The organism is Ensifer sp. Root954 (genome assembly GCF_001429005.1).
Lineage (GTDB): Bacteria > Pseudomonadota > Alphaproteobacteria > Rhizobiales > Rhizobiaceae > Ensifer > Ensifer adhaerens.
The window spans coordinates 69,004-91,143 of sequence record NZ_LMJM01000024.1 but is presented as its reverse complement, the minus strand read 5'-3'; the positions used below and the strand labels follow the sequence as shown (position 1 = coordinate 91,143).

Sequence of the window (22,140 nt, the reverse complement as noted above, 5' to 3'; positions counted from 1 at the left end):
ATCTTTTGGGCTACGAGGGGCTTGCGGGAGACGACAGGACGCAGGCGCCTTGCTCTGGTCAGGACATGTGGTCTCGTGCACTGATCCGCGCAGGAACGCATCAGGGATGCCACGATGACGCCAGAGGAACTCCAGTCCTATCTTCATAACCACATCCCGCTGTCAGCGGCGATGCAGGTCCGCGTGGATGCGGTGAGCGACGATCATGTGCTGCTCTCGGCGCCGCTTGCACCCAACATCAACTACCGTGACACGGTGTTCGGCGGCAGCGCCTCGGCGCTCGCGATCCTGTCGGCCTGGTCGCTGCTGAATGTGCGCATGCGCAAAAGCGGCGTTGCGGCGCGCCTGGTGATCCAGAGCAACCGGATGGATTATCTGAAGCCGGTCGCCGGCGCTTTCGCCGCACGCTCGTCGCTGGTGGATGCCGGGCAATGGCCGGGCTTTCTGCGATTGCTCGAACGTTGGGGCAGGGCGCGCGCCGTGGTCGTTGCCGACCTCCTCGACGGCGACACCTTGGCCGGTCGCTTCGAGGGCGAGTTTGTCGCCCTTGGCTACGACAACGCCTGACGAGCGCCAGCGCAAGGAGGCTCATTCCTAGCGGCAGTAGCGGTAGTCGTTGCGGCGCTCGATGACGTCGAGATGCAGGTGGGTTTCGTGGGCGGCGTCGCTGCCGGGGTCGAGCACAGTCTTGAAGTAGAGGCAGGCGGAAGCAGTGACCGCGCGCTGGAAGGCACCGTCCATGGTGCCATCCTCGTCGCGCGGCTGGATGGCGATCGTCGCGCCGTTGCTTAACGTGAAGGACGCGATGTCGACGGCGTTGCCGTGGGCGTGCTCGGAGATTTTGCCCGTCGTCGCATTGTTGCGCAGGCGGCAGATATAGGTCGATGCCTGGTTCAGCGCCTCGATCTTGATGGTCTTGTCGAAGGCGACTTCGGCGGCCGGCTGTGCGGTCTCCTTGGTCCAGCGTGCAAGCGCCAGCGCCGTTTCGCACCGCATAAGCCCCTTGGGCGCGAGTGTGACGGCGGGCAGGATGCTCGTGACCTCCAGTGGCTTGTCGATGCCGCAGCCCTTGCCGTCGTCGATGCGTTTGGCTTCGACAAACGTCGCTCCGATCGCCTTCAGGTCGGCGACACACTTTGCGTAGTCGGCGGCGTCCTCTGCTTCGACCGGCGGATAGACGATCGGTGCCGGCTTTTCCTCTTTCTTGTCGTCGGCGGGCTGGTCCTTTTCGCCTGTGGCCGGCTTTTGATCCTTCGCCGCTCCTTCACTCCCGTCCTTGGGCTTTGGCTGCGGCACGGGCTGTTCGTCGCCAGTCGGCACCTCTGGCTGATCGGCCTTGCCACCGTCCGTAAGCGTCGCCGGTTTCTCTTCGGGTGTGGGAGCAGCCTCTTTCTCTCCCGCTTCGATCGGCGGCTTTTTTAGCGGGATCGGTCCGGATTTCGGCAGGCTGGCGCCGGTGAGGATCAGGAGTGACAGCAGGATCAAGGGAAAAGAGCGACGCATCCGGGTCCTTTCGCATTGCCCCCGCAGCGGGGCCTGGAAGGGAGGGAACGCACGGAACCGGATCTGGTTTCATCCGGCCTTCGGCAAAAGCGTTGCAGTTTAGCAACGCCTCGAATTGGTACGACCCCATAAATTGTGGGGACTGCCTTTGTATGTTGACAAGAACACTCATGTTTTTTATGCGGCTTAAATGAGGCGACGACATGTCGCGCCGCTCTAGAATCTACCGCCCAGCCAGCCCCTTGAGTTTGCCGCTCAACAGCAAGCCCGGCCTCCGAAAATCAAAGGATTGGTCCATGCTCACCCGGCATCGTCGCCTGGCTCTTTTGGCTTGCACGACAACTCTTGCAATTTCAGTCGCTACCGTCGCATTCGCGCAAAGCGCAACAACCCAGGCTAAGTCGGAAGAGAAGGCCGAGGAGACAAAGAAGGGCGAAACTTACCTCTCGCCGATCGTTGCCAAGGGCGGGCGCACCGCTGACCCCTATGCCAAGCCCGGCCCCGTCAGCGTCGTCACGACGGACCAGATCGATCTGCAATCGGGGCAGGAGACTGACGACCTGTTGCGCAGCGTTCCCGGCACCTCGACCGCGAACAACCCGCAAAACCCGGGCGTCGCGGTCAACATCCGCGGTTTCGAGGGTTCCGGCCGCGTCAACATGATGATCGACGGCGTGCGCCAGAACTTCCGCTTCACCGGCCACGAAGCCCAGGGTTTTGCCTATTTCGACCCGGCATTCCTTTCCGAAATCGATGTGACCCGCGGCGCCGTGACCGGGGTTGGCGGCGGTGCACTGGCCGGTTCGGTCAACTTCCGGACCTATGATGTCGAAGACCTGATCCAGGACGGCAAGAACTACGGTGGCATTGCTTCGGCTACGTACGGCACAAACGGTGCCGGCTGGTCGGAATCACTGATCGGCGCTTACCGTTTCAATGACGTCTTCTCCGTGCTCGGCGGCATCAGCAAGGCTGATCCCGGCAACTATGACAACGGCAAAGGGGTCGAGGTACCCTTCACCGAGGAAGACCTTCTGTCGGGCCTGTTGAAGTTCGAAGTGACGCCGGACAAGGATCACACCTTCAAGCTCACCGGCCTCACCTATGACAACGACTTCTTCGCGAACTCCTACTTCCAGAACGTGAAGAACCAGACGGTTTCTGCAAGCTATTCCTACACGCCGGACAACGAACTCATCGATTTCCGTGCGAACGCCTACTGGAACCGGCTAAAGATGAAGTACGACACCGACATTCGCGGTGGCGGCACGGCGGCCGGTCGGCGCATCACCGACACGGGTAAGGGCTTTGACATCTCGAACACCTCTCTGTTCGACCTTGGCGACGTTGCCGTCAAGGCGAACTACGGCGTCGAGTATTTCCGCGACGACTACGATGTCATCAACAGCACGGCCCGGCCGGGCGCCGGCGTCAACGGCAGCGGCACCAATGCCACCACCGGCGTCTTCAGCAATACGACCTTCACCTATGGCATGCTGGATCTGACGGCAGGCCTGAGATGGGATCACTTCAGCCTCGATGGCTCCGGCGCTGTCGTTGCCGGCAACCCGATCGGTCTGCCGGCCGGCCCTTATACCGTCGATAAGTCCGAAGGTCGCCTCAACCCGAGCATCACGGTCGCGCTCAACCCGACGGAGTGGTTCCAGCCATACGTTACATACGCGGAAACCTCGCGTTCGCCGACGGTCAACGAGACCTTCGCCGGCGGCACACATCCGGGACCGTCGGGCCAGTCGTTCTTCCCCAATCCGTTTCTTGAGCCGGAAACCTCCAAGGGCTGGGAAATCGGTGCGAACTTCGCCTTCGACGGGCTGCTCGATCCCAGCGACAGCCTGCGGGTCAAGGCCAACTACTTCCATAACCGAGTCGACAACTACATCACCGCAGCGATGCTCAACGGCGGTCGTCAGATCTTCTTCGTCAACAATCCCGGGATCTCGACGGTCCAGGGTTTCGAGCTGCAGGCGGCGTATGACGCCGGATACGTCTTCGGCGACCTTGCCTACACCTACACCGAGAGCGATCTGCCGTCGCAGATCAATGGTTTCGGCGTGCAGAGCTACCTGCCTGAAAACATTGTCAGCGCAACGCTTGGCGCCCGCTTCCTCGAAGACCAGCGCCTGACGGTCGGTACGCGCCTCTACGCCGTTTCGAACGCGTTTGTCGGCGAAATCAATCGTACGCCGCCGAACGTTCCGGGCTACGGTCTCGTCGATCTCTTCGCCAACTACAAGTTCGAAAACGGCTTTGAAGTCACGGCCCAGGTCACGAACCTGTTCGACAAGACCTATACGCCGTCTTCGAGCACCATTGCCGGAAGCACGATCGATACCGGCCGCGGCCGCACCTTCCTGGTGACGGCGAAGGCGAAGTTCTGATAGGATCAGATCAATTCCAGTCGGGGCGGCTCTTCGGGGCCGCCTCTTTTTTTGGCGCAACCGTGACGATGCGCGCCGCTTTCCCGCTTGCGCAAGTTCGCAACCCAAGCTAACACTTTCGCCCATGGAAAACGCACGCAACATTTCGATCTGGTGGTGGGCTCGCTGAAGCGGCCTTGACCAGTCATGCGTGATTGAGAGATGAAGCCGCCCGGAGATTTCGAGGCGGCTTTTTTGTATCCAGGCCGCTCAAGGACCGGGCTTTTACGGAGCGAGGCGAATGGCAACGGTAATTCTCGAGGACGGCTCGGAGAGCTACACCACCAAGGGCGGCATTACGGTGACGCGCCGGCGGCGGGAAGCTTCCTATGGCCAGGCGATCGCGAGCTATGTGGACAAGCTCGACGAACGCCGCGGCGCAGTGTTCTCCTCCAACTACGAATATCCCGGCCGCTACACTCGTTGGGACACGGCTGTCGTCGATCCGCCGCTCGGCATCTCCTCCTTCGGCCGCTCGCTCTGGATTGAAGCCTATAACGGCCGCGGCGAAGTGCTGCTTGCGATCATCGCCGAGCATCTGAAGACCGTCGCCGACATCACGCTCGGCGCTTCGACCAGCCGTCGCCTCGACCTGACGATCAACGCGCCGGATCGCGTCTTCACGGAAGAAGAGCGCTCGAAGATGCCGACGGTGTTCAGCGTGCTGCGCGCCGTCACCAATCTTTTCCATTCGGCCGAGGATGCGAGCCTCGGGCTCTACGGTGCCTTCGGCTACGATCTCGCCTTCCAGTTCGATGCGATCGACCTGAAGCTGAAGCGTCCCGACGACCAGCGCGACATGGTGCTGTTCCTGCCGGATGAAATCCTCGTCGTCGACCACTACGCAGCCAAGGCCTGGATCGACCGCTACGATTTCGCCAAGGACGGCAAGACGACCGAAGGCAAGGCGGAAGAGATCGCCAGCGAACCCTTTAAGACCGTCGACAGCATTCCGCCGCATGGCGACCATCACCCGGGCGAATATGCCGAACTCGTCGTCAAGGCGAAGGAGAGCTTTCGCCGCGGCGACCTTTTCGAAGTGGTGCCCGGCCAGAAATTCTTCGAGCGCTGCGAGAGCAAGCCGTCGGAGATTTCCAACCGGCTGAAGGCGATCAATCCGTCGCCCTATTCCTTCTTCATCAACCTCGGAAATCAGGAATATCTCGTCGGCGCATCGCCGGAAATGTTCGTGCGTGTTTCCGGCCGCCGCATCGAGACCTGCCCGATCTCGGGCACGATCAAGCGCGGCGACGATCCGATCGCCGACAGCGAGCAGATCCTGAAGCTGTTGAACTCCAAGAAGGACGAATCCGAACTCACCATGTGCTCGGACGTCGACCGCAACGACAAGAGCCGGGTCTGCGTGCCGGGCTCGGTCAAGGTCATCGGTCGCCGCCAGATCGAGATGTATTCGCGCCTGATCCATACGGTCGACCATATTGAGGGACGCCTGCGCGATGACATGGATGCCTTCGACGGCTTCCTCAGCCACGCCTGGGCGGTGACCGTCACGGGTGCGCCGAAGCTCTGGGCCATGCGCTTCATCGAAAGCCATGAGAAGAGCCCGCGCGCATGGTATGGTGGCGCGATCGGCATGGTCGGCTTCAATGGCGACATGAACACGGGCCTGACGCTGCGCACGATCCGCATCAAGGACGGTATCGCCGAGGTGAGGGCAGGGGCGACGCTGCTCTACGATTCAAATCCGGAAGAAGAAGAAGCCGAAACCGAACTGAAGGCCTCCGCCATGATCGCTGCCATTCGCGATGCGAGATCCGCCAATGCCGGCAAGGCCGGTCGCGACGTTGCCGCTGTTGGCGCCGGCGTCAACATCCTCTTGGTCGATCACGAGGACAGCTTCGTCCATACGCTTGCGAACTATTTCCGCCAGACGGGGGCGACCGTTACGACGGTGCGCTCGCCGGTGGCCGAAGAGATCTTCGATCGGGTGAAGCCGGATCTCGTCGTGCTTTCGCCCGGACCTGGCAATCCCAAGGATTTCGATTGCAAGGCGACGATCAAGAAGGCGCGGGCGCGCGACCTGCCGATCTTCGGTGTCTGCCTCGGGCTGCAGGCGCTTGCCGAAGCCTACGGCGGGGATCTCCGCCAACTCGCGATCCCGATGCACGGCAAGCCGTCGCGCATCCGCGTGCTGGAGCCGGGCATCGTCTTCTCCGGCCTCGGCAAGGAAGTGACCGTCGGTCGTTACCATTCGATCTTTGCCGATCCGGCGAGCCTGCCCGCGGAGTTCATGATCACCGCCGAAAGCGAAGATGGCACGATTATGGGCATCGAGCACACGAAGGAGCCGGTGGCGGCGGTGCAGTTCCATCCGGAATCGATCATGACGCTCGGCGGCGACGCCGGCATGCGGATGATCGAGAACGTCGTGGCGCACCTCGCCAAGCGCGCCAAGATCAAGGCCGCCTGATTAGCCCGGCAATCCCTATTCCGGGATGGAGCAGATGTTGGCGAAGACAAGGTGCCGCTTCCACCGTGGAGGCGGCACTTTCTGTTCCTACTGTACCGCCTGAATGGCCGGCACATTCTCGCAGCGATCGGCAAACAGTCGCTCGCTCAGAAAATCGACGAAGACGCGGACCTTGGGGGAGAGGTGACGGTTCGACGGCCACAGCAGGTGGAACTGTCCGGGCGCGTCGAGATGGGCGTCGAGCACTGTGTGCAGTCTGCCGTCGCGAAGATGGTGGCGGGCGAGAAAGTCCGGCAGGCAGCCGATGCCGAGGCCGCTAAGCACGGCGCCGCCGAGCGCTTCCATGTTGTTGCAGTTGAGCACGGTCTTGAGGCGCGGCTCCTTTCCCTCAGGCGGCAGCGTGATCGGCCATTCCTGCAGCTTGCGGCTGTTGGGAAAGCGGAAGCGAACCGCATGGTGTCCTTCGAGGTCGCGGGGGCATTCGGGCCTGCCATGCTCTCGAAGGTATGACGGAGCAGCGCAGAGCAGAAGCTGGAACGGCCTGAGCGCGCGCGTCATCAGTCGTGAATCCGGCAGCACGCCGCTGCGGATCGCGACATCCACTTCCTCGTCGATCAGGTCGACGATGCGGTCGTTGAAGTCGAGGTCGAGTTCGATTTCGGGATAACGCCGTACGAACTCCGGCAGCACCGGCAACAGCAGGTGGTAGCTGACGATCGGCACGCTGACGCGCAGCCGACCGCGCGGCGTCGCCACGGCGTCCGCCAACGACGCCTCGGCGTCATCGAGATCATCGAGGATGCGGCGGCAGCGATCGTGAAAGAGGCGTCCCTCCTCGGTCAAGCGGATACTACGGGTCGAGCGCTGCAGCAGGCGGACGCCGAGTTCTCGTTCGAGAGTGGTAACAGCCTTTCCGACCGCGGAAGCGGACAGGCCGAGCACGCGACCGGCCGCGACGAAACTGCCGAGGTCGGCGGTGCGGACGAAGGCGGTCAAGCCGCTCAAGCGATCCATGCTACCTCCATTCGAGCGTTTTGTTCCGGTATGATCGGAGCCTTGATGCCGTTCTCATCGAATTATGTCGAAACTATCCTGCATTCGTCAATCGATACCCGGCAAGTGTCGACCTCAAGACGCAAGGTCCTACCGGGCCTGCGCGGGTATCCCCTTTGCTCGAACGGATGGAACGGGGAATGAGAACCGAAATTCGAGAACCACGCGGGCGCCGGCTCGTCCTTCTTGCGGTCTGTTGCGCCGCGGCGGCAATGCCGCTCACCTTCACCGGACCGGCGGTGGCGCTGCCGTCGATCAGTCACAGCCTCGGCGCCGATCCAGTTGCCCTCAACTGGGTCACCAACGCCTTCATGCTGACCTTCGGCAGTTCGCTGATGGCGGCCGGTGCGCTTGCCGACAGTTTCGGTCGCAAACGCGTGTTCCTGGGTGGTCTTGCGGCCTTCCTGCTGTTTTCGGCCGGGCTCGCCTTCGCTCGGGATATCCTATGGTTCGATGCCCTGAGAGCGCTTCAGGGTATTGGGGCAGCCGCCGCCTTTTCCGGCGGCATGGCTTCGCTCGCACAGGAGTTCGACGAGAACGAGCGGCTCCGGGCCTTCAGCCTGGTCGGCGCCAGCTTCGGTGTCGGCCTTGCCTTCGGGCCGATCGCCTCCGGCCTGATGGTCGAGGCCTTCGGCTGGCGGACGATCTTCGTCCTGGTCGTGGCGCTCGCCGGCCTGTCTCTGGCACTCGGTGCGGTCTTCATGCGGGAAACGCGCGATCCGGACGCTGCTGGCCTCGACTGGAAGGGAGCGGCAAGTTTCACGGCGGCGCTCACCGCACTCACCTTCGGCATTCTGCAGGGTCCGGAAAGCGGCTGGAGCCATCCGCTCGTGCTCGCGATGCTCGCGGCATCGGTGTTCTTCTTCCTGGCCTTCTGGCGGATCGAGCGTTCGGTCGCGCGGCCGATGCTGGATCTGACGCTGTTTCGATATCCGCGTTTTGTCGGCGTGCAATTGCTGGCGGCAGCCCCCGCCTACGGCTTCGTGGTGCTGCTCATCCTGCTTCCGGTCCGCTTCATCGGTATCGAAGGCATGAGCGCCGTCGCGGGCGGGCAGATGATGATCGCCATGTCCGCGCCGCTTCTGATCCTGCCGATCGCGGCGGGCCTTCTGACGCGCTGGTTCACGCCGGCGGTTATCTGCGGTGTGGGCTTGCTGATATCGGCGGCCGGGCTCCTCTGGCTCAGTCTGTTTCCGGCGGGGTCCGGGCCGGCCACGCTGCTTGCACCACTGATGATGATCGGTCTCGGCATCAGCTTGCCTTGGGGGCTGATGGACGGGCTTGCGGTCAGTGTCGTGCCGAAGGAGCGCGCCGGCATGGCGACGGGCATCTTCAGCACCACGCGCGTGGCCGGGGAGGGCATTGCGCTGGCGATCGTGACCGCCATCCTCTCCGCGCTTACGGCCTGGAACCTCGGATCGGAAGCCGGCGCCACTGCGGCTCCCATGGCGCAGCGTATCGTCACCGGCAATCTGCCCGCGGCGATGCAGCTTGCCCCTGAGACATCGCACGCCGCGCTGCTGCAGGCCTATGGCGACGCGTTCAGCGTCCTGCTTCTGGTTTTGACCGGCATCACTGTCGCAACTGCGGCCGTGGTATTCTTCTTCATCGGCCGGGGCGATAGGGCCGCCGGTGATGCGGAGATCGAAGCCGGTGCTCTGCCTTTCGAGGCGATTGCCTGCGGAGAAACCGGAACCGGCCGATCCAATCTTTGACAAGCGCCGCTTAATCCAGCATATGCTTGTCCATCGACCGCCTGCGCGAAAATTCGCGCGGGCGGTTTTGCGTTTGAATGGGCTTGCGTTTGCAACTCGTTTGCATCTGCACGAGGAATGACAATGACGACTGGAACCGAAAACCGCACCGTGCTCCGCCTTGCTTTCTGGGGCATACCGCTCTCGCTCGCTGTGCTCGGCCTGAAGCTGCTTGCCTGGTGGCTGACAGGCTCGATCGCGCTTCTCTCCGACGGGCTGGAGTCGACCGTCAACGTGATCGCGGCGGTCATCGCCTATCTGATGATCGGCTATGCTTCCAAGCCGGCCGACGCCGGCCACCCCTTCGGTCACCACAAGGCGGAGTATTTCTCGGCCGTTATCGAAGGCGTTCTGATCGTCGTTGCGGCACTGCTCATCGTCTGGGAGGCGGTGCCGGCAATGATGGCGCCAGTGTTGATGGAAGCACCGGCTCTGGGCCTGGCGATCAACTTCGTCGCCGGCGTCATCAACGCCATCTGGGCCTATGTGCTGATCACCGCCGGCCGCAAGCACCGCTCGCCGGCACTCAGCGCCGACGGCCACCACATCCTGTCGGACGTCGTCACCTCGATCGGCGTTCTCGTCGGCCTCGTGCTTGCGATCGCCACCGGCTACGCGATCCTTGATCCGCTGCTGGCCGTCATTGTCGCCTGCAACATTCTTTACCAGGGCTGGATGGTGATCTCGCGCTCGATCGACGGGCTGATGGACCGGGCCGTCTCGGGTGAGGAAGAAGAAGCGATCAAACAGGCGATCGCCGCCAACGCCGCGGGTTCGCTCGGCGTGCACGATCTGAAGACCCGTCAGGCCGGTCCGGCGATCTTCGTCGATTTCCACATGGTCGTGCCGGAATTGATGCCGGTCGGCGAGGCGCATGACATCTGCGACCGGATCGAGGATGCGATCCGGGACGTGCATCCCGGTGCCAAGATCGCGATCCATGTGGAGCCCGAAGGTGAGAAGGCGCACGGTGTGCGCGTCAAGACGACGGTCGGGCGCCACTGATTCAAGGTCGACGGCACTTCAACCGTGACGAGGTTTTCTTCTTGAGGCAGTTCTGATTTAAGGGCCGCAAACGGAGCGGGCCGACGAGGGCAAAGGCCAGTCGACCGCACCCACGTGCGGATGTTCTCATGGAGCAACAGGCAAATGAGCAAGACTGACGTATCCGGCCTTTCGCAACTGGGCGCAAAGGTCGACCTGCCACAGAGCCCGGAAGACGCGGTGCTGGAGCGGGTCCCGAGCGGCAACAAGGGCAAGGACTATCTGGTGCGCTTCACCGCGCCGGAATTCACCTCGCTCTGCCCGATGACCGGCCAGCCGGATTTCGCCCATATCGTCATCGATTATGTGCCGGACGAATGGCTGGTGGAATCGAAGTCGCTGAAGCTGTTCCTGCATTCCTTCCGCAACCACGGCGCATTCCACGAAGACTGCACCATCGAGATCGCCCAACGGCTGGTGTCGTTGCTTCAGCCACGCTGGCTTCGCATCGGCGCCTATTGGTATCCGCGCGGCGGCATCCCGATCGACGTCTTCTGGCAGACCGGCAAGCCGCCCGAGGGCCTGTGGCTGCCCGACCAGGGCGTGCCGACCTATCGCGGTCGCGGCTAAAGCGGGAGATCCCCCGCTACGGCCTGAGTGACGGGCGTTTGAGCCAGGCGTCAACGATGCGCGCGGCAACCTGATCGGTCGGGTCGCGCGTGTCCACTTCTAGGTCGTAGGCGCAGTAATCGTGCGTCTTCAAGTGAAAGCGGGCTTCGCCGATCGTGCGGTCGCCACGCTCGCGCTCGCGACGCTCCAGGTCTTCGATGGGCGCGTGCACTCCGACCCAGAAGATGTCCAGATGCGCGGTTTGCCTTCTGATATCGTCGGACCAGCTTTTCTCCTCGACGATATGCTCGACGATCAGGTCGTTGCCGGCCTCGGCGAAGGCTGCGATCGAGCGATGAAATCCGTCGAAGAACCTCGCGCGCTCGCCGCGCATTCCATGATGCATGCCGCGCCTAAGGACCCGAAATCCGGCGTCGGCAAGCTGGTCGGAGGCATAGTAACAAAAGGGCTCCGGGAGGATTTCCCGGAGCGCCTTTGCCAGCGTTGACTTTCCGGCACTCGACGTGCCGTTCAGAAAGATAATTCGTCCGTGCTGCATGCCCGTTTGATTTCAGCCGAAGATCAAGGCAGCGCCGGCCAGAGCCGTGAGGCCGCCGAGGAGGCGGGCAAGCAGGCCGCCGCCGGAGAGGCGCTGAAGGGCGATGCCGAGGCCGATGCCGGCCACGTGCAGCGCGGCGGTGGCGAGGATGAAGCCGACCGAGAAGGCAAGCGCCCCGGCGCTGCCGAGTTCGCCGCCATGGGCATGGCCGTGGAAGAGGGCGAAGACGCCGACGATCGCAGCGGATGCTGCCGTGTCGAGCCGCACCGCCATGGCAACAAGCAGGCCGAGTGCCACCACCGAGGCGAGGATCGCCGGCTCGACGAAGGGCAGGCCGACACCGGCAACCGCCAGCGCGAAGCCCGCTGCCATCATTGCGACGAAGGCCGCCGGCACGACAACGAGCGCCCGACCGCCGATCTGCGCCGCCCAGAGGCCGACGGCGACCATGACGAGGATATGGTCAAGTCCGAACAGCGGATGCGAGAAGCCGGCGGCAAACGAGCCGTGCTCTGCCGGATTGAGATGGGCGAAGGCGGGTGCGGCGGAGGCGATCAGCGCCGCAGTGGCGATCAGGATGCGTCTGTTCATGCGTGTCCCCATGGATCGGCGGGACCTGGGAGGCTGGCCCCACTCTTGAGTGTTTGACGCGACCGATCTTATTGGCCTCCGTCCCCCTGTCTATACGGCATTTGGCGGTAGGTGTTTTTACCATAAGCATAGTCGACCTTGCTGCTTTGTCGCCGCTTCGGTTTGTTGCATTGTCTTCGGGGTCGAGTCGCATTATCTGACTTTGACTGAAGACTTCATGAGACGCCGGAGAAAAACGGATGATGAACGACGACGAGGACGACAAGAAGACCGAATTGCCGCTCGGCAAGGAAACGGAGGCGAACCTTTTCAAGTCGCGTTCGATTTTCATCTACGGGTCGATCAATCAGGAACTGGCGCAGAAGGTCTGCTCGCAGCTCGTGGCGCTTGCCGCCGCCAGCGACGAAGACATCCGCATCTTCGTCAATTCGCCGGGCGGCCATGTCGAATCGGGCGACAGCATCCACGACATGATCAAGTTCGTGAAGCCGAAGGTCTGGACCATCGGCACCGGCTGGGTCGCTTCCGCCGGCGCGCTGATCTTTGTCGGCGCTCCCAAGGAGCGTCGCATTTGCCTGCCGAACACCCGCTTCCTGCTTCACCAACCGTCGGGCGGTACCCGCGGCATGGCGTCGGACATTGAGATCCAGGCACGCGAAATCATCAAGATGAACGATCGCCTGAACAAGATCTTCGCCGACGCAACCGGCCAGCCGGTCGAGAAGATCGCCAAGGACACGGACCGCGATTACTGGCTTTCCGCTGAGGAAGCGAAGTCCTACGGCCTCGTTTCGCGGATCATCTCGTCTGCTGCGGACATCTGAGTTCGCAAGCAAGTCAAGGATTTGGAGGGCATCGGCATTTCGCCGGTGCCCTTTTCTTTTTGCGGTGATCCTCGCCATCGCGTGGCTTGCTCCACTCTGGCAGGCCGTGTATAGGCTTTGAGCATGACCAAGGCTGACGCATATCGGATCGCCTCGATCCCCGCCGGACACGATACCAATCGTGCGCCGTCGCGCGCCTTTGCCTCGCTTCTTCTTCTCGGCCTTACTCGCGGTTGCCGGGTTCGCTGAGGAGCGCCCGGCGGCCGAAAAGCCACGCCGGCGGATGCTCCTCGACCCCATCAAGTGTTTTAGGATAAAGGCGCGTTCGGCGCGGCATTAGCCATCGCAATCCGATCCCCGATCGGGTATGGCAAGGCGGCCAGGACGTCCAGTGATGAAGAGAAGCTGCAATGATCCAGAAATCCCATCCCGTTAAGATTGGCATGCCGGAAGCGGCGGTGAAGTACCAGGCCTATCCGCAGATCGCGCTCACCGACCGCACCTGGCCGTCGAAGACGATCACCAAGGCGCCGATCTGGTGCTCGGTCGACCTGCGTGACGGCAACCAGTCGCTGGTCGACCCGATGGGGCACGATCGCAAGGCCCGCATGTTCCAGCTGCTGCTCGACATGGGCTTCAAGGAAATCGAAATCGGTTTCCCCTCGGCCTCGCAGACCGATTTCGATTTTGCCCGCTGGTGCATCGAGGAAGGCAATGTCGCCAAGGATGTGTCGCTGCAGGTGCTGGTGCAGTGCCGGCCCGAGTTGATCACCCGCACCTTCGAAGCGCTGGAAGGCGCGCACCAACCGATCGTGCATTTCTACAATTCGACGAGTGAACTGCAGCGCCGCGTGGTGTTTGCCAAGGACGTGCGCGGCATCAAGCAGATTGCGACCGACGCCGCCAAGATGATCACCGACATGGCGGCCAAGGCCGGCGGCGGCTACCGCTTCGAGTATTCGCCGGAAAGCTTTACCGGCACCGAGCTCGAAGTGGCCTTGGAGATCTGCAACGCGGTCACCGAGATCGTCAAGCCGACGCCAGACAACAAGCTGATCCTGAACCTGCCCTCGACCGTCGAGATGGCGACGCCGAACATCTATGCCGACCAGATCGAATGGATGTGCCGCAACCTCGACAACCGCGAAAGCCTGATCATCTCGCTGCACCCGCACAACGACCGCGGCACCGGCATCGCCGCCACCGAATTGGGCCTGATGGCTGGCGCCGACCGCGTCGAAGGCACGCTGTTCGGCAATGGCGAGCGCACCGGCAACGTCGATGTCGTGACGCTGGCGCTGAACATGTTCACGCAGGGCGTCGATCCGCAGCTCGACTGCTCCGATATCGAGCGGATCAAGGAAGTCTACGAATACTCCAACCAGATGGTCATTCCCGAGCGCCATCCTTATGTCGGCGAACTGGTCTACACGGCCTTCTCCGGCTCGCACCAGGATGCGATCAACAAGGGCATGAAGGCGATCAAGACCGCCAACAAGCCGCTCTGGGAAGTGCCGTACCTGCCGATCGATCCGCGTGACGTCGGCCGCTCCTACGAGGCGATCATCCGCATCAACTCGCAGTCGGGCAAGGGCGGCATCGCCTACATCCTGCAGGAAGACTACGGCATCAACCTGCCGCGCAACCTCCAGGTCGAGTTCCGCGAGGACATCCAGCGCATCACCGACGAGGAAGGCAAGGAGCTGCCGTCCAAGCGCATCTACGAGCGCTTCATCGAGCGCTACGTCGAGCAGCCGGGCGCGCGCATCAAGTTCGTCGACCATCACACTTATCCGGTGGGCGAGCACAAGGGCGTGCGCGTGGTGGCGGCCGAGATCACCGACAATGGCGAGGTCAAGCGCATCGAAGGCAAGGGCACCGGCCCGATCGACGGCTTCATCAATGCGCTGTCGATCTATCTCGGCATCGACCTCTCGGTTGCGGATTACTCCGAGCACTCGCTGCAGCACGGCTCGAACGCAGCCGCGATCGCCTATGTCGAGATGGAGCACCCGGGTGGCAAGCTGTTCGGCGCCGGTATCAACACCAACATCGTTGCCGCCTCGCTCGAAGCGATCGTTTCGGCGGCAAACCGCGTACTCGAGATGAAGCGCGGCTGATACACTTCAGCGTTACGAATGAAGCCGCGTCGGGGAAACCCGGCGCGGCCTTTTCGTTTCAGGGGTAGGGGAATGCCGTCGATCTCAGATCGTCGCGGCGACGGCTTCGGCGATGTCCTGGATGCCGACATGGGAAGACGGGCCGACGAGCACGAAAGAGGCGCCGCCTCGCTGCCAGGAGACCATGCCGAGATCGTCGCGGATGCTCTCGTCGAACTGCTCCGCCTGCGGGCCGGTGGTGTTCTTGAGGAAACAGATCGCGAAGATTTCGCCTTCGGTGCTTCGGTAGACGAGCTGCGCCACGGGCTTGCCGTTGGCGACGAGCAGCCGCGCGCCCTCGAAGGTCAGGCCCTTGCCGGAAAGCTGCGGGACCTTGAAGGGAACGCCGACGCTTGCGGCAAGCCAGGTCTCGATCTTCGGTCCCTCTGTCGCCGGGACCTCGACTAGATGCTCCTTCTGCCGCGAATAGATGCGGTGATAGTCGGCGATGTCGTCGAGCCAGCCACGCGCTGCGGCGAGCTTGGTCGGCTCGCTCCCGCTGTTCGCCGTCCCGACGATGAAGCCGGCGCCGCCGCCGAGCAGCAGCAGGGCCACCGATGCGGCAAGCATGCGCGGCCAGACCCGCGCGTGCCGGACAGTGGTCGTCGTTGCCGCAATCCGCTCGGTCTTCGGATTGACCCCCGGACCCTGCTTGATTTGCCGGACAAGAGCGAGCGGCACGGGATCGTGCAGGAAATCTTCGAAGGCGGTATCGCCGAAGCTGCTGCCGGCCTTCAGCCTCTCGAACAACGCCTTGGCGTCCTCGTCGCGGGCGAGAATCGCGTCGAGTTCGGTTCGTTCAGCTTCGCCGATCTCGCCGTCGATATAGGCAGAAAGGCGCACTTCGAGCGCTTGACCCCTTGTCTGTTGCAACGGTCAGGCCCTCCTTTCGGTATTCTCTGAGATCATCGCCGCGAGCCTGAGGCGCGCGGTCGACAGTCTGCTCATGACGGTGCCGATCGGAATGCCCAGGATATCGGCGGTCTCGCGATAGCTGTGGCCTTCGACATTGACCAGCAGGAATACGCTCGCCAGCCCCTCGGGCATCGACAGGATCATCTTCTGCAACTGATTGGCGTAGACGGCTTTTTCGGCCGACGGCTCGATGCTGAGTTCGTCATGTCCGAGCGCATCGACGGTGCCGCTGCCGGTGCGAACCTTGCGCTTGCGGATTTCGTCGACCCAGAGATTGCGCGTCATCGCGTAGACCCAGCTTTCCAGCCGGCCCTCTCCGTTCCAGAGGTGGCTGCGGGTGATCGCGCGCTCGCAGGCTTCCTGGACGAGGTCGTCGGCGTCATTGGCATTGCGCGTCAGCGTCATCGCGAAACGGCGCAATTTGGGCAGCAGGCTGACCAAGTCGCGTCTGAAGTCCTTCGTTTCTGCCGCTGGACGCATTTCTCTTCCAATGAAACGTGCCGGATCATGCATTTATTCGCCGTGCTGCGCACGAGCGGATGATATGAAACATTTGCTCCTTAGTCTGCAAGGGAAGTCCCGGAACGGAAAGCAAATTCTGCTGCTTCATGGCGCCTTTTCCCAAAAAGCTTTCGCTTGCCCGCGGCCGTTAATCACGCGCTTCGTTACCGTTAACTGCAATGGTGGCCGGAGATCGCGTCAAAGTTCGGCCCGAATCTGGCCGGACCTCATGCACAACTGCAGGTCGACGTCGGGGATACGCCAATGAACGCACAGCATCGCAATGGCATGAGTATTGTCAGGTTTGTCGGGAGACATTGTGGCGGACGCCGCATTCGGGGAGGTGCGGCCGTCATTCGCACGGCTGCGCTGGTGCCTTTGTTTGCGGGGCTCGCCGCCTGCCAGAGCGCCCAGGTCATGGAAACGGGGTCTCTATCCTCCTACAAGGATTTCGTTGCCAGCGACGGGATGGTGACCAAGACGAAGTACCGGGTGGATTCTGCTGCCACCAAGAACGTCAAGACGGTGCATGTGATCCCGACGACCTTTGCCGCCACCGCGGATCTCGACAAGCTCGGGGATCTGCAAAAGAAGCTGGTGGCCACGGCGATCGACCGGTCGCTCTGCGAAGCCCTGAGCGAGCAATTCGACGTCGTGCCGATCTCCAAGCCCGCCGACATGGCGGTGCGCTCCGTGATCAGCAAGGTCAAATCGACCAATGCAGTCGTCGCCGGCGTGTCGACCGTCACCTCGGCCGTCGCTCCGATCCCGGTTCCGCGCATTCCCATCGGCCTTGGAAGTCTCGCGGTCGAGGCGGAGGCATTCGACCCGATGGGCAAGCAGATCGCCGGGCTGGCATGGGCGCGTGGCGCCAACATCCTCACCAACGGGTCCCGCGCCTCGACGGCCGCCGACGCCTTCGAGCTTGCAGGCGACTTCTCAAGCGACTTCAGTGCGCTGCTCGAAAAATCGGGTGACCCGATGAAGTCCGATTTTGAGCTGCCGTCGATGAAGAACGTCAAGAACAGCGTCGCCTATGCCGTCACCGGCAAACCCACCGATCCGGATTGCGCCGTGTTCGGCAAGGGATCCGGTCTCGGCGGCATCGCTGGCGGCGCGCTCGGCCTGCCGCCGGAATGGTCGGAGAAGAAGAACGAGGCAAAGTCGATTGCTGACGGCACGATGGGAGGCGGTCCCTCAGCAGGCGGGGCGAAGGGAAATGCAGCCAAGGCAAGCGAGCCCAAAAAGAACGGGCCGGCGGCAAGCGGGTCGAAGAAAACCTAGCGTCCCAGTCCGTGTCTGTGGCACGTCGGATCGAGGGCGGCGCCTGGCGCCGCCCGTCCATGTTACCGCCCGGTCAGTACTGGCGGACGCCGCCGAGCGACTGCAGCAGGGCGCGGTAAGCCCAGGTGTTTTCGCCGCCGCGGTCGCGGATCTCGACGAGCTGCACACGCGCTTCCTCGACGCGGCCCTGTTCGATCAGCGCCTGGCCCATGTAGGAGCGGGCGAGGATGTAGTTCTCGTCGGCCTGGAGCGCGCGTTTGTAGTACTGCATGCCGAGTTCCATGCGCCCCGCCTTGCGGTTGGCATAGCCGAGGTAGTTGAGCACCCGGGCGCTCTGCTGGTCCTTGACGGCGCCGAGCACCCTGATCGAATTTTCATACTGGCCGGCATAGGCGAGTTCGCGGGCAGCCTGGAACAGGATATCGTCGCCAAGGTCGCTCTTCTTGGCGTCAACGCAGGCCTTTTTCTTGGCGTCCCACACCTTGCCGTCGGTGCATTCGCTGGTCGTCTTGGTTTTCTTCGGCGGTTCGCTCGTATCCTCGCCGGCGGCCATCACCGCATGCGCCATGAAGCTGGTTGCCCCGGCGGCAAACAGGGCGAAAACGAGGTTCTTGTGGTTCATCATGCCATCTCCCATTGCTGGCGCATGACCGCGAAAGCCTCGCGCTGTTTCAAACGACTGCGTGTCCTGCATTCGCGCAGAGGCGGGCGCGCTGCCATGCGGCGGCGGACCGGAGTATGACGCAGCAGGGCCGGGGTTTATTCGCCGGGCGATGAATTTTCTGCGGAGGGAGGCTGCGTTCGCCTAGAAGCGTGTGGTTTCGGCGAGCGACACCGTGGTGGCATCGTCGTTCAGGGCGTAGCGCTCGCGCGTCAGGTGCCAGTTCCCGGCTTCACCGGCGACGGTGAACAGGTTGTAGGCTGCCGGCGGCTTGTGGCCGCCAGGACCTTGCGAGGCCGAGGCGATGCCGACAACCGGGACAGGGGCATGCTGGCCCTTCAGCCAATAGACAGTGTTGAGGTGCGTGTGGCCGTGGATCACGAGTTCCGCGCCGCCGGACGAGATCGTCGCAGCAAAGCGGCGAATGCCGATCATGCGCTTGTGCATCGAGGTTGCGCCGCGGATCGGCGGATGGTGGATCATGACGATGCGGAAGAGCCCGGCTTCGCCGGCTTGTCTGAGCAGGTTGACGGTGGCGCGGGCCTGGCGTTGGCCGAAATAGCCGCTGGCGGCAAAGGGCGGGGTCGCAACGGCGGTTGAGCAGCCGATCAGTGCCACCGGGCCGCGCACGCGCATATAGGGAAAGCAGCGGTGCCGGTCATGCCAATGCGCCGGCGCATCGTCGCCGCGCATATAGGGATACCAGGCACGGGTGGTCTTCTCGTAGGCGCCCGGAACATAGGCGTCGTGGTTGCCCGGAACGACGGAGATGTTCTCCGGCTTGCCCGCATCCTCCAGCCATTCTGTCACCGCCTTGATCTCGAGCGAGGAGGCGAGATTGACGAGATCGCCCGTCATCGCCAGATGGTCCGGATCCTTCTTCTCGATGTCGGCCAGCAGGGTGTCGAGCGTACCGGTGAAGAGATGGCGGCTGCGGTTGCGGTGCCAGTTGACGAAACCGGTGATGCGCTTGGAAGCGAGTTCCCTGAGGGATAGCTCGGGCAAGGGCCCGAGGTGGACGTCGGAAATATGGGCGAGTTTGAACATCGACCCCGTCTAGCGCATATTCCGGCCGAGGGGAATCAGGTCGCCCGATGAATCGCGTGTGGCCGGGACGAGGAAGGAAAAAACGCCTGGAACAGGATCGGCCACCGGAGATGCGGCGCTGGTATCTCCGGCTGCTGATGTGGCTTGCGCATGGCTACTACGCTGTTGCGCGCGGCATGACGATGGGTGTGCGGGCGGCCTGTTTCGATGGCGAGGGCCGCGTTTTCCTCGTCCGCCACTCCTACCTGCCGGGCTGGCACCTGCCGGGCGGGGGGCTCGACCGCGACGAGGCCTCGATCGACGGCTTGCTGCGGGAGTTGCGCGAGGAGGGGAACCTCGAAGTTTCGGCGCCGCCGGTGCTCATCCAGGTCTACTACAACAGGCGCACGAGCCGCCGCGACCACGTCGTCTTCTACCGCTGTGACGGTGTCAGCCAGAGCGCGCCGAAAACGCCCGATCTCGAGATTTCCGAAAGTGGCTTCTTCGCACTGGACGCGCTGCCTGACGACACCACGCCGGCAACACGCCGCCGGCTTGCGGAACTTGCCGGCGGCATCGCAATCGATCGCTACTGGTAGCCGCGATCGATTGCCCGTTTCATTGCGGGCTTACAGCGCCTCGCGTCCGTGCGGGGCGGTGAGGTCGAGCACCGGGCCCACCGGCACGACGCCGGTGGGGTTGATGGTCGTGTGGCTGCGGTAGTAGTGCTCCTTGATGTGGCGCATATCGACCGTCTCGGCCACGCCCGGCACCTGATAGAGTTCCCGCAGATACCCTTGGAGGTTCGGATAGTCGGCGATCCGGCGGATGTTGCACTTGAAGTGGCCGACATAGACAGGATCGAAGCGCACCAGCGTCGTGAATAGCCGCCAGTCGGCCTCGGTGAGGCGGCTGCCGGTGAGGTAACGGTGCGAGCCGAGGCGCTCTTCCAGCTTGTCCAGCCGGGCAAAGAGTGCCGTCATACTTTCCTCGTAGGCGGATTGCGTGGTGGCAAAGCCTGCCTTGTAGACGCCGTTGTTGACGTCATTGTAGACGTCGGTGTTCATCGCATCGATCTCGCCGCGCAGCTCTTCCGGATAGAAATCGAGCGTCGAGCCGGTCAGGCCATCGAAGGCGGAGTTGAACATCCGGATGATCTCGGAGGATTCATTCGAAACGATGGTGTTCTGCTTCTTGTCCCAGAGGACGGGCACGGTCACGCGGCCGGAATAGTTGGCATCGGCGCGGGTATAGACCTGCCACAGCGCCTTCGAGCCGAAGAGATGATCGCCGGTGCCGATGCCGCCGTCCTTGAATTCCCAGCCCTGGGTGAGCATCAGCGGATCGACCACGGAAACGGAGATCAGGTCCTCGAGCTTTTTCAGCTTGCGGAAGATCAGCGTACGATGGGCCCATGGACAGGCGAGCGAAACATAGAGGTGATAGCGATCGGCTTCGGCCTTGAAGCCGGCGTCGCCGCTCGGGCCGGCCGACCCGTCCGCCGTCACCCAGTTGCGGAACTGCGAAGCGCTGCGCTTGAAGTGGCCGTTCGTTGCCACCGTGTCGTACCAGACGTCCTGCCAGACGCCATCTACCAACCTGCCCATCGGACAAACTCCTTCGTGATCGTTGCGTCAATAGATAACGCTTCCAGCGACATTCGATAGGTGGCGAAATCGGAACAGTGCGTTTTAGGCTTTGACAGAGGGCAAATTTCTGCTATCGGCGATTTCACAACTTTTTTCGTGTCTGGAAGAATCCACACAGATGATGTTCTCGGGAAACCTGCGACGACGCTGATGCTGCCAACGCCCTCATCGGGCGAAGCCATCCCTATGTCTGTTCGCATGCCTGGTTTCTCGATCTCATGAAAAAGCACGATCTCGTCTATCTGACCGAAGACGCGTCCCATGACGCAGCCATCGAAATCATCAACGAAGAAGCTTTCGGCCCCGGCCGGTTTGCCCGGGCGGCCGCGCGCATCCGCGAGCAGGGGCCGCATGACCGGTCGCTGTCCTTCATCTGCGCCGACAATGGCGAGACGATCGCATCGGTCCGGATGACGCCGGTCATGGCGGGCTCGATCAAGGGCCACCTGCTCGGACCGCTCGCCGTCAGGCCGTCGCACAAGAACCAGGGCATCGGCCGGGAACTGGTGCGTATCGCGGTCGAGGCGGCGCGGCGCAAGGGCTCACACGCGGTGATCCTTGTCGGCGATCCGCCCTATTACCAGCCGCTCGGCTTCGAGAAGGTGCGTTACGCGGCACTCGAGTTCCCTGGGCCGGTCGACCCGGCGCGGGTGCTCGTCGTGCCGATGGCAGAGGGTGTGCATGCCGGACTTGCCGGCGTTATCGCCTGGCGGGATGATAGGCTGATGCAGGCGGAGCCGATTGCGTTGCCGCTGGCCGTCTGATCCCGGACCTTATCGCGCGACGAGCGATTTCTTCAGAAACACCCGGGTTCGGCCAACAGGGAAATCCGGCAGTTCACCGAAGGCCGCATAGCCCTGACGCTCGTAGGCGCGCAGGGCCTGCGGGTTGAAGGTGTCGATCCAGGCGCTGTGGCAGCCGCGATTGCGCGCTTCGTCCTCGGCCGCCTGGAGCAACTTGCCGGCAAGCCCCTGTCCGCGAAGATCTTCCGGTAACCACAGCCATTGCACGAATAGCCAGCCCCAGCCGGTGTAGCCGTTCAGGCCGCCGCGGGCTCCCTGTGCCTCGAGGCCGCCGACAAGGACGGCGAGGGGGCGTCGCTCCGACGGGCCGACGTCGGCGGCGTTGAAGGCGGCAAGACCGTTGCCGATTGCTTCGATCGCCTCTGGCGGTGGGGTGTCGGTGACGACGAACATCGG

At 62.9% G+C, this 22,140-nt stretch carries 22 protein-coding genes; 12 read left to right on the top strand and 10 right to left on the bottom strand.

What is annotated here, in order from left to right; translation table 11 throughout:
- Positions 1 to 114 precede the first annotated feature (114 nt).
- A complete protein-coding gene (locus ASE71_RS18335) occupies positions 115 to 567 on the top strand; it encodes a YiiD C-terminal domain-containing protein (protein ID WP_060518761.1) in 453 nt (150 codons plus the stop codon).
- Positions 568 to 594: 27 nt separating this feature from the next.
- On the opposite strand, the gene ASE71_RS18330 is transcribed toward ASE71_RS18335, so the two are convergent.
- Positions 595 to 1,503, bottom strand: a complete 909-nt coding sequence (locus tag ASE71_RS18330; RefSeq protein ID WP_060518759.1) for an extensin family protein — start codon at positions 1,501 to 1,503, stop codon at positions 595 to 597.
- Positions 1,504 to 1,799: 296 nt separating this feature from the next.
- Between ASE71_RS18330 and ASE71_RS18325 the strand changes: the two genes are divergently transcribed.
- The 3 genes from ASE71_RS18325 to ASE71_RS18320 all read left to right on the top strand — a co-directional run bounded on the left by ASE71_RS18325 (position 1,800) and on the right by ASE71_RS18320 (position 6,372).
- Positions 1,800 to 3,902, top strand: a complete 2,103-nt coding sequence (locus ASE71_RS18325; protein ID WP_060518758.1) for a TonB-dependent hemoglobin/transferrin/lactoferrin family receptor — start codon at positions 1,800 to 1,802, stop codon at positions 3,900 to 3,902.
- A 124-nt stretch (positions 3,903 to 4,026) separates the two neighbouring features.
- Positions 4,027 to 4,071, top strand: coding sequence for a trpE operon leader peptide TrpLE (trpLE, locus tag ASE71_RS36490; protein ID WP_178385070.1), 45 nt, complete (start codon positions 4,027 to 4,029; stop codon positions 4,069 to 4,071).
- 111 nt (positions 4,072 to 4,182) lie between these two features.
- Positions 4,183 to 6,372 carry an anthranilate synthase gene (locus tag ASE71_RS18320; RefSeq protein ID WP_060518756.1) on the top strand — a complete coding sequence of 730 codons (2,190 nt, stop codon included), beginning with the start codon at positions 4,183 to 4,185 and terminating at the stop codon, positions 6,370 to 6,372.
- 87 nt (positions 6,373 to 6,459) lie between these two features.
- Here ASE71_RS18320 and ASE71_RS18315 read toward each other — a convergent pair whose 3' ends face one another.
- Positions 6,460 to 7,386 carry a LysR substrate-binding domain-containing protein gene (locus tag ASE71_RS18315; RefSeq protein ID WP_060518754.1) on the bottom strand — a complete coding sequence of 309 codons (927 nt, stop codon included), beginning with the start codon at positions 7,384 to 7,386 and terminating at the stop codon, positions 6,460 to 6,462.
- Positions 7,387 to 7,565: 179 nt separating this feature from the next.
- Between ASE71_RS18315 and ASE71_RS18310 the strand changes: the two genes are divergently transcribed.
- The 3 genes from ASE71_RS18310 (at position 7,566) to queF (ending at position 10,793) form a co-directional block, all read left to right on the top strand.
- Positions 7,566 to 9,140, top strand: coding sequence for an MFS transporter (locus ASE71_RS18310; RefSeq protein ID WP_060518752.1), 1,575 nt, complete (start codon positions 7,566 to 7,568; stop codon positions 9,138 to 9,140).
- Between the two features lie 123 nt (positions 9,141 to 9,263).
- Positions 9,264 to 10,184 carry a cation diffusion facilitator family transporter gene (locus ASE71_RS18305; protein ID WP_370689595.1) on the top strand — a complete coding sequence of 307 codons (921 nt, stop codon included), beginning with the start codon at positions 9,264 to 9,266 and terminating at the stop codon, positions 10,182 to 10,184.
- Between the two features lie 144 nt (positions 10,185 to 10,328).
- A complete protein-coding gene (gene queF, locus ASE71_RS18300; RefSeq protein ID WP_034788869.1) occupies positions 10,329 to 10,793 on the top strand; it encodes a preQ(1) synthase in 465 nt (154 codons plus the stop codon).
- A 16-nt stretch (positions 10,794 to 10,809) separates the two neighbouring features.
- Here queF and ASE71_RS18295 read toward each other — a convergent pair whose 3' ends face one another.
- Entirely contained in the window at positions 10,810 to 11,331 is a 522-nt protein-coding gene (locus ASE71_RS18295) for a chloramphenicol phosphotransferase CPT family protein (RefSeq protein WP_063891162.1), read from the bottom strand.
- 12 nt (positions 11,332 to 11,343) lie between these two features.
- Entirely contained in the window at positions 11,344 to 11,922 is a 579-nt protein-coding gene (locus ASE71_RS18290) for a HupE/UreJ family protein (protein ID WP_060518747.1), read from the bottom strand.
- 239 nt (positions 11,923 to 12,161) lie between these two features.
- Here ASE71_RS18290 and ASE71_RS18285 point away from each other — a divergent pair, with 239 nt between their 5' ends.
- Both ASE71_RS18285 and leuA read left to right on the top strand, forming a co-directional pair.
- Entirely contained in the window at positions 12,162 to 12,746 is a 585-nt protein-coding gene (locus ASE71_RS18285) for an ATP-dependent Clp protease proteolytic subunit (protein WP_034788862.1), read from the top strand.
- A gap of 410 nt (positions 12,747 to 13,156) precedes the next feature.
- Complete coding sequence (gene leuA / locus ASE71_RS18280) at positions 13,157 to 14,866, top strand: 2-isopropylmalate synthase (RefSeq protein ID WP_060518745.1); 1,710 nt, start codon at positions 13,157 to 13,159, stop codon at positions 14,864 to 14,866.
- 84 nt (positions 14,867 to 14,950) lie between these two features.
- On the opposite strand, the gene ASE71_RS18275 is transcribed toward leuA, so the two are convergent.
- Positions 14,951 to 15,778: an anti-sigma factor family protein gene (locus ASE71_RS18275; RefSeq protein ID WP_060518743.1), complete on the bottom strand. Its 828-nt coding sequence runs from the start codon at positions 15,776 to 15,778 to the stop codon at positions 14,951 to 14,953.
- A gap of 3 nt (positions 15,779 to 15,781) precedes the next feature.
- Positions 15,782 to 16,300 (bottom strand): RNA polymerase sigma factor, encoded by a 519-nt coding sequence (locus ASE71_RS18270; RefSeq protein WP_034788854.1) that lies wholly within the window; start codon positions 16,298 to 16,300, stop codon positions 15,782 to 15,784.
- Between the two features lie 285 nt (positions 16,301 to 16,585).
- Between ASE71_RS18270 and ASE71_RS18265 the strand changes: the two genes are divergently transcribed.
- Positions 16,586 to 17,605: a DUF3313 domain-containing protein gene (locus ASE71_RS18265; protein ID WP_082566320.1), complete on the top strand. Its 1,020-nt coding sequence runs from the start codon at positions 16,586 to 16,588 to the stop codon at positions 17,603 to 17,605.
- A gap of 73 nt (positions 17,606 to 17,678) precedes the next feature.
- Here the strand turns inward: ASE71_RS18265 and ASE71_RS18260 are convergent, their stop codons facing one another.
- Positions 17,679 to 18,227, bottom strand: coding sequence for a tetratricopeptide repeat protein (locus ASE71_RS18260; RefSeq protein WP_082566327.1), 549 nt, complete (start codon positions 18,225 to 18,227; stop codon positions 17,679 to 17,681).
- Between the two features lie 183 nt (positions 18,228 to 18,410).
- Positions 18,411 to 19,313, bottom strand: coding sequence for a metallophosphoesterase family protein (locus ASE71_RS18255; RefSeq protein WP_034788848.1), 903 nt, complete (start codon positions 19,311 to 19,313; stop codon positions 18,411 to 18,413).
- A 110-nt stretch (positions 19,314 to 19,423) separates the two neighbouring features.
- Between ASE71_RS18255 and ASE71_RS18250 the strand changes: the two genes are divergently transcribed.
- Complete coding sequence (locus tag ASE71_RS18250; protein ID WP_034788845.1) at positions 19,424 to 19,891, top strand: NUDIX domain-containing protein; 468 nt, start codon at positions 19,424 to 19,426, stop codon at positions 19,889 to 19,891.
- 30 nt (positions 19,892 to 19,921) lie between these two features.
- Here the strand turns inward: ASE71_RS18250 and ASE71_RS18245 are convergent, their stop codons facing one another.
- Complete coding sequence (locus ASE71_RS18245) at positions 19,922 to 20,899, bottom strand: glutathione S-transferase family protein (RefSeq protein ID WP_060518739.1); 978 nt, start codon at positions 20,897 to 20,899, stop codon at positions 19,922 to 19,924.
- A 260-nt stretch (positions 20,900 to 21,159) separates the two neighbouring features.
- Here ASE71_RS18245 and ASE71_RS18240 point away from each other — a divergent pair, with 260 nt between their 5' ends.
- The gene (locus tag ASE71_RS18240; RefSeq protein ID WP_060518737.1) at positions 21,160 to 21,705 is read left to right on the top strand and encodes a GNAT family N-acetyltransferase; all 546 of its coding nucleotides are present in this window, start codon (positions 21,160 to 21,162) and stop codon (positions 21,703 to 21,705) included.
- Between the two features lie 9 nt (positions 21,706 to 21,714).
- On the opposite strand, the gene ASE71_RS18235 is transcribed toward ASE71_RS18240, so the two are convergent.
- Positions 21,715 to 22,137 carry a GNAT family N-acetyltransferase gene (locus ASE71_RS18235; RefSeq protein ID WP_060518734.1) on the bottom strand — a complete coding sequence of 141 codons (423 nt, stop codon included), beginning with the start codon at positions 22,135 to 22,137 and terminating at the stop codon, positions 21,715 to 21,717.
- Positions 22,138 to 22,140: the final 3 nt, after the last annotated feature.

Bases quoted from the DNA above. Each gene is read 5' to 3' on its own strand.
- ASE71_RS18255 (WP_034788848.1), bottom strand. From the start codon at position 19,313: ATGTTCAAACTCGCCCATATTTCCGACGTCCACCTCGGGCCCTTGCCC.
- ASE71_RS18250 (WP_034788845.1), top strand. From the start codon at position 19,424: ATGCGGCGCTGGTATCTCCGGCTGCTGATGTGGCTTGCGCATGGCTAC.
- ASE71_RS18320 (WP_060518756.1), top strand. From the start codon at position 4,183: ATGGCAACGGTAATTCTCGAGGACGGCTCGGAGAGCTACACCACCAAG.
- ASE71_RS18295 (WP_063891162.1), bottom strand. From the start codon at position 11,331: ATGCAGCACGGACGAATTATCTTTCTGAACGGCACGTCGAGTGCCGGA.
- ASE71_RS18330 (WP_060518759.1), bottom strand. From the start codon at position 1,503: ATGCGTCGCTCTTTTCCCTTGATCCTGCTGTCACTCCTGATCCTCACC.
- ASE71_RS18270 (WP_034788854.1), bottom strand. From the start codon at position 16,300: ATGCGTCCAGCGGCAGAAACGAAGGACTTCAGACGCGACTTGGTCAGC.
- ASE71_RS18265 (WP_082566320.1), top strand. From the start codon at position 16,586: ATGAACGCACAGCATCGCAATGGCATGAGTATTGTCAGGTTTGTCGGG.
- queF (WP_034788869.1), top strand. From the start codon at position 10,329: ATGAGCAAGACTGACGTATCCGGCCTTTCGCAACTGGGCGCAAAGGTC.
- ASE71_RS18235 (WP_060518734.1), bottom strand. From the start codon at position 22,137: ATGTTCGTCGTCACCGACACCCCACCGCCAGAGGCGATCGAAGCAATC.
- ASE71_RS18325 (WP_060518758.1), top strand. From the start codon at position 1,800: ATGCTCACCCGGCATCGTCGCCTGGCTCTTTTGGCTTGCACGACAACT.
- ASE71_RS18240 (WP_060518737.1), top strand. From the start codon at position 21,160: ATGAAAAAGCACGATCTCGTCTATCTGACCGAAGACGCGTCCCATGAC.
- ASE71_RS18315 (WP_060518754.1), bottom strand. From the start codon at position 7,386: ATGGATCGCTTGAGCGGCTTGACCGCCTTCGTCCGCACCGCCGACCTC.
- leuA (WP_060518745.1), top strand. From the start codon at position 13,157: ATGATCCAGAAATCCCATCCCGTTAAGATTGGCATGCCGGAAGCGGCG.
- ASE71_RS18245 (WP_060518739.1), bottom strand. From the start codon at position 20,899: ATGGGCAGGTTGGTAGATGGCGTCTGGCAGGACGTCTGGTACGACACG.
- ASE71_RS18305 (WP_370689595.1), top strand. From the start codon at position 9,264: ATGACGACTGGAACCGAAAACCGCACCGTGCTCCGCCTTGCTTTCTGG.
- ASE71_RS18285 (WP_034788862.1), top strand. From the start codon at position 12,162: ATGATGAACGACGACGAGGACGACAAGAAGACCGAATTGCCGCTCGGC.
- ASE71_RS18290 (WP_060518747.1), bottom strand. From the start codon at position 11,922: ATGAACAGACGCATCCTGATCGCCACTGCGGCGCTGATCGCCTCCGCC.
- ASE71_RS18310 (WP_060518752.1), top strand. From the start codon at position 7,566: ATGAGAACCGAAATTCGAGAACCACGCGGGCGCCGGCTCGTCCTTCTT.
- ASE71_RS18260 (WP_082566327.1), bottom strand. From the start codon at position 18,227: ATGAACCACAAGAACCTCGTTTTCGCCCTGTTTGCCGCCGGGGCAACC.
- ASE71_RS18335 (WP_060518761.1), top strand. From the start codon at position 115: ATGACGCCAGAGGAACTCCAGTCCTATCTTCATAACCACATCCCGCTG.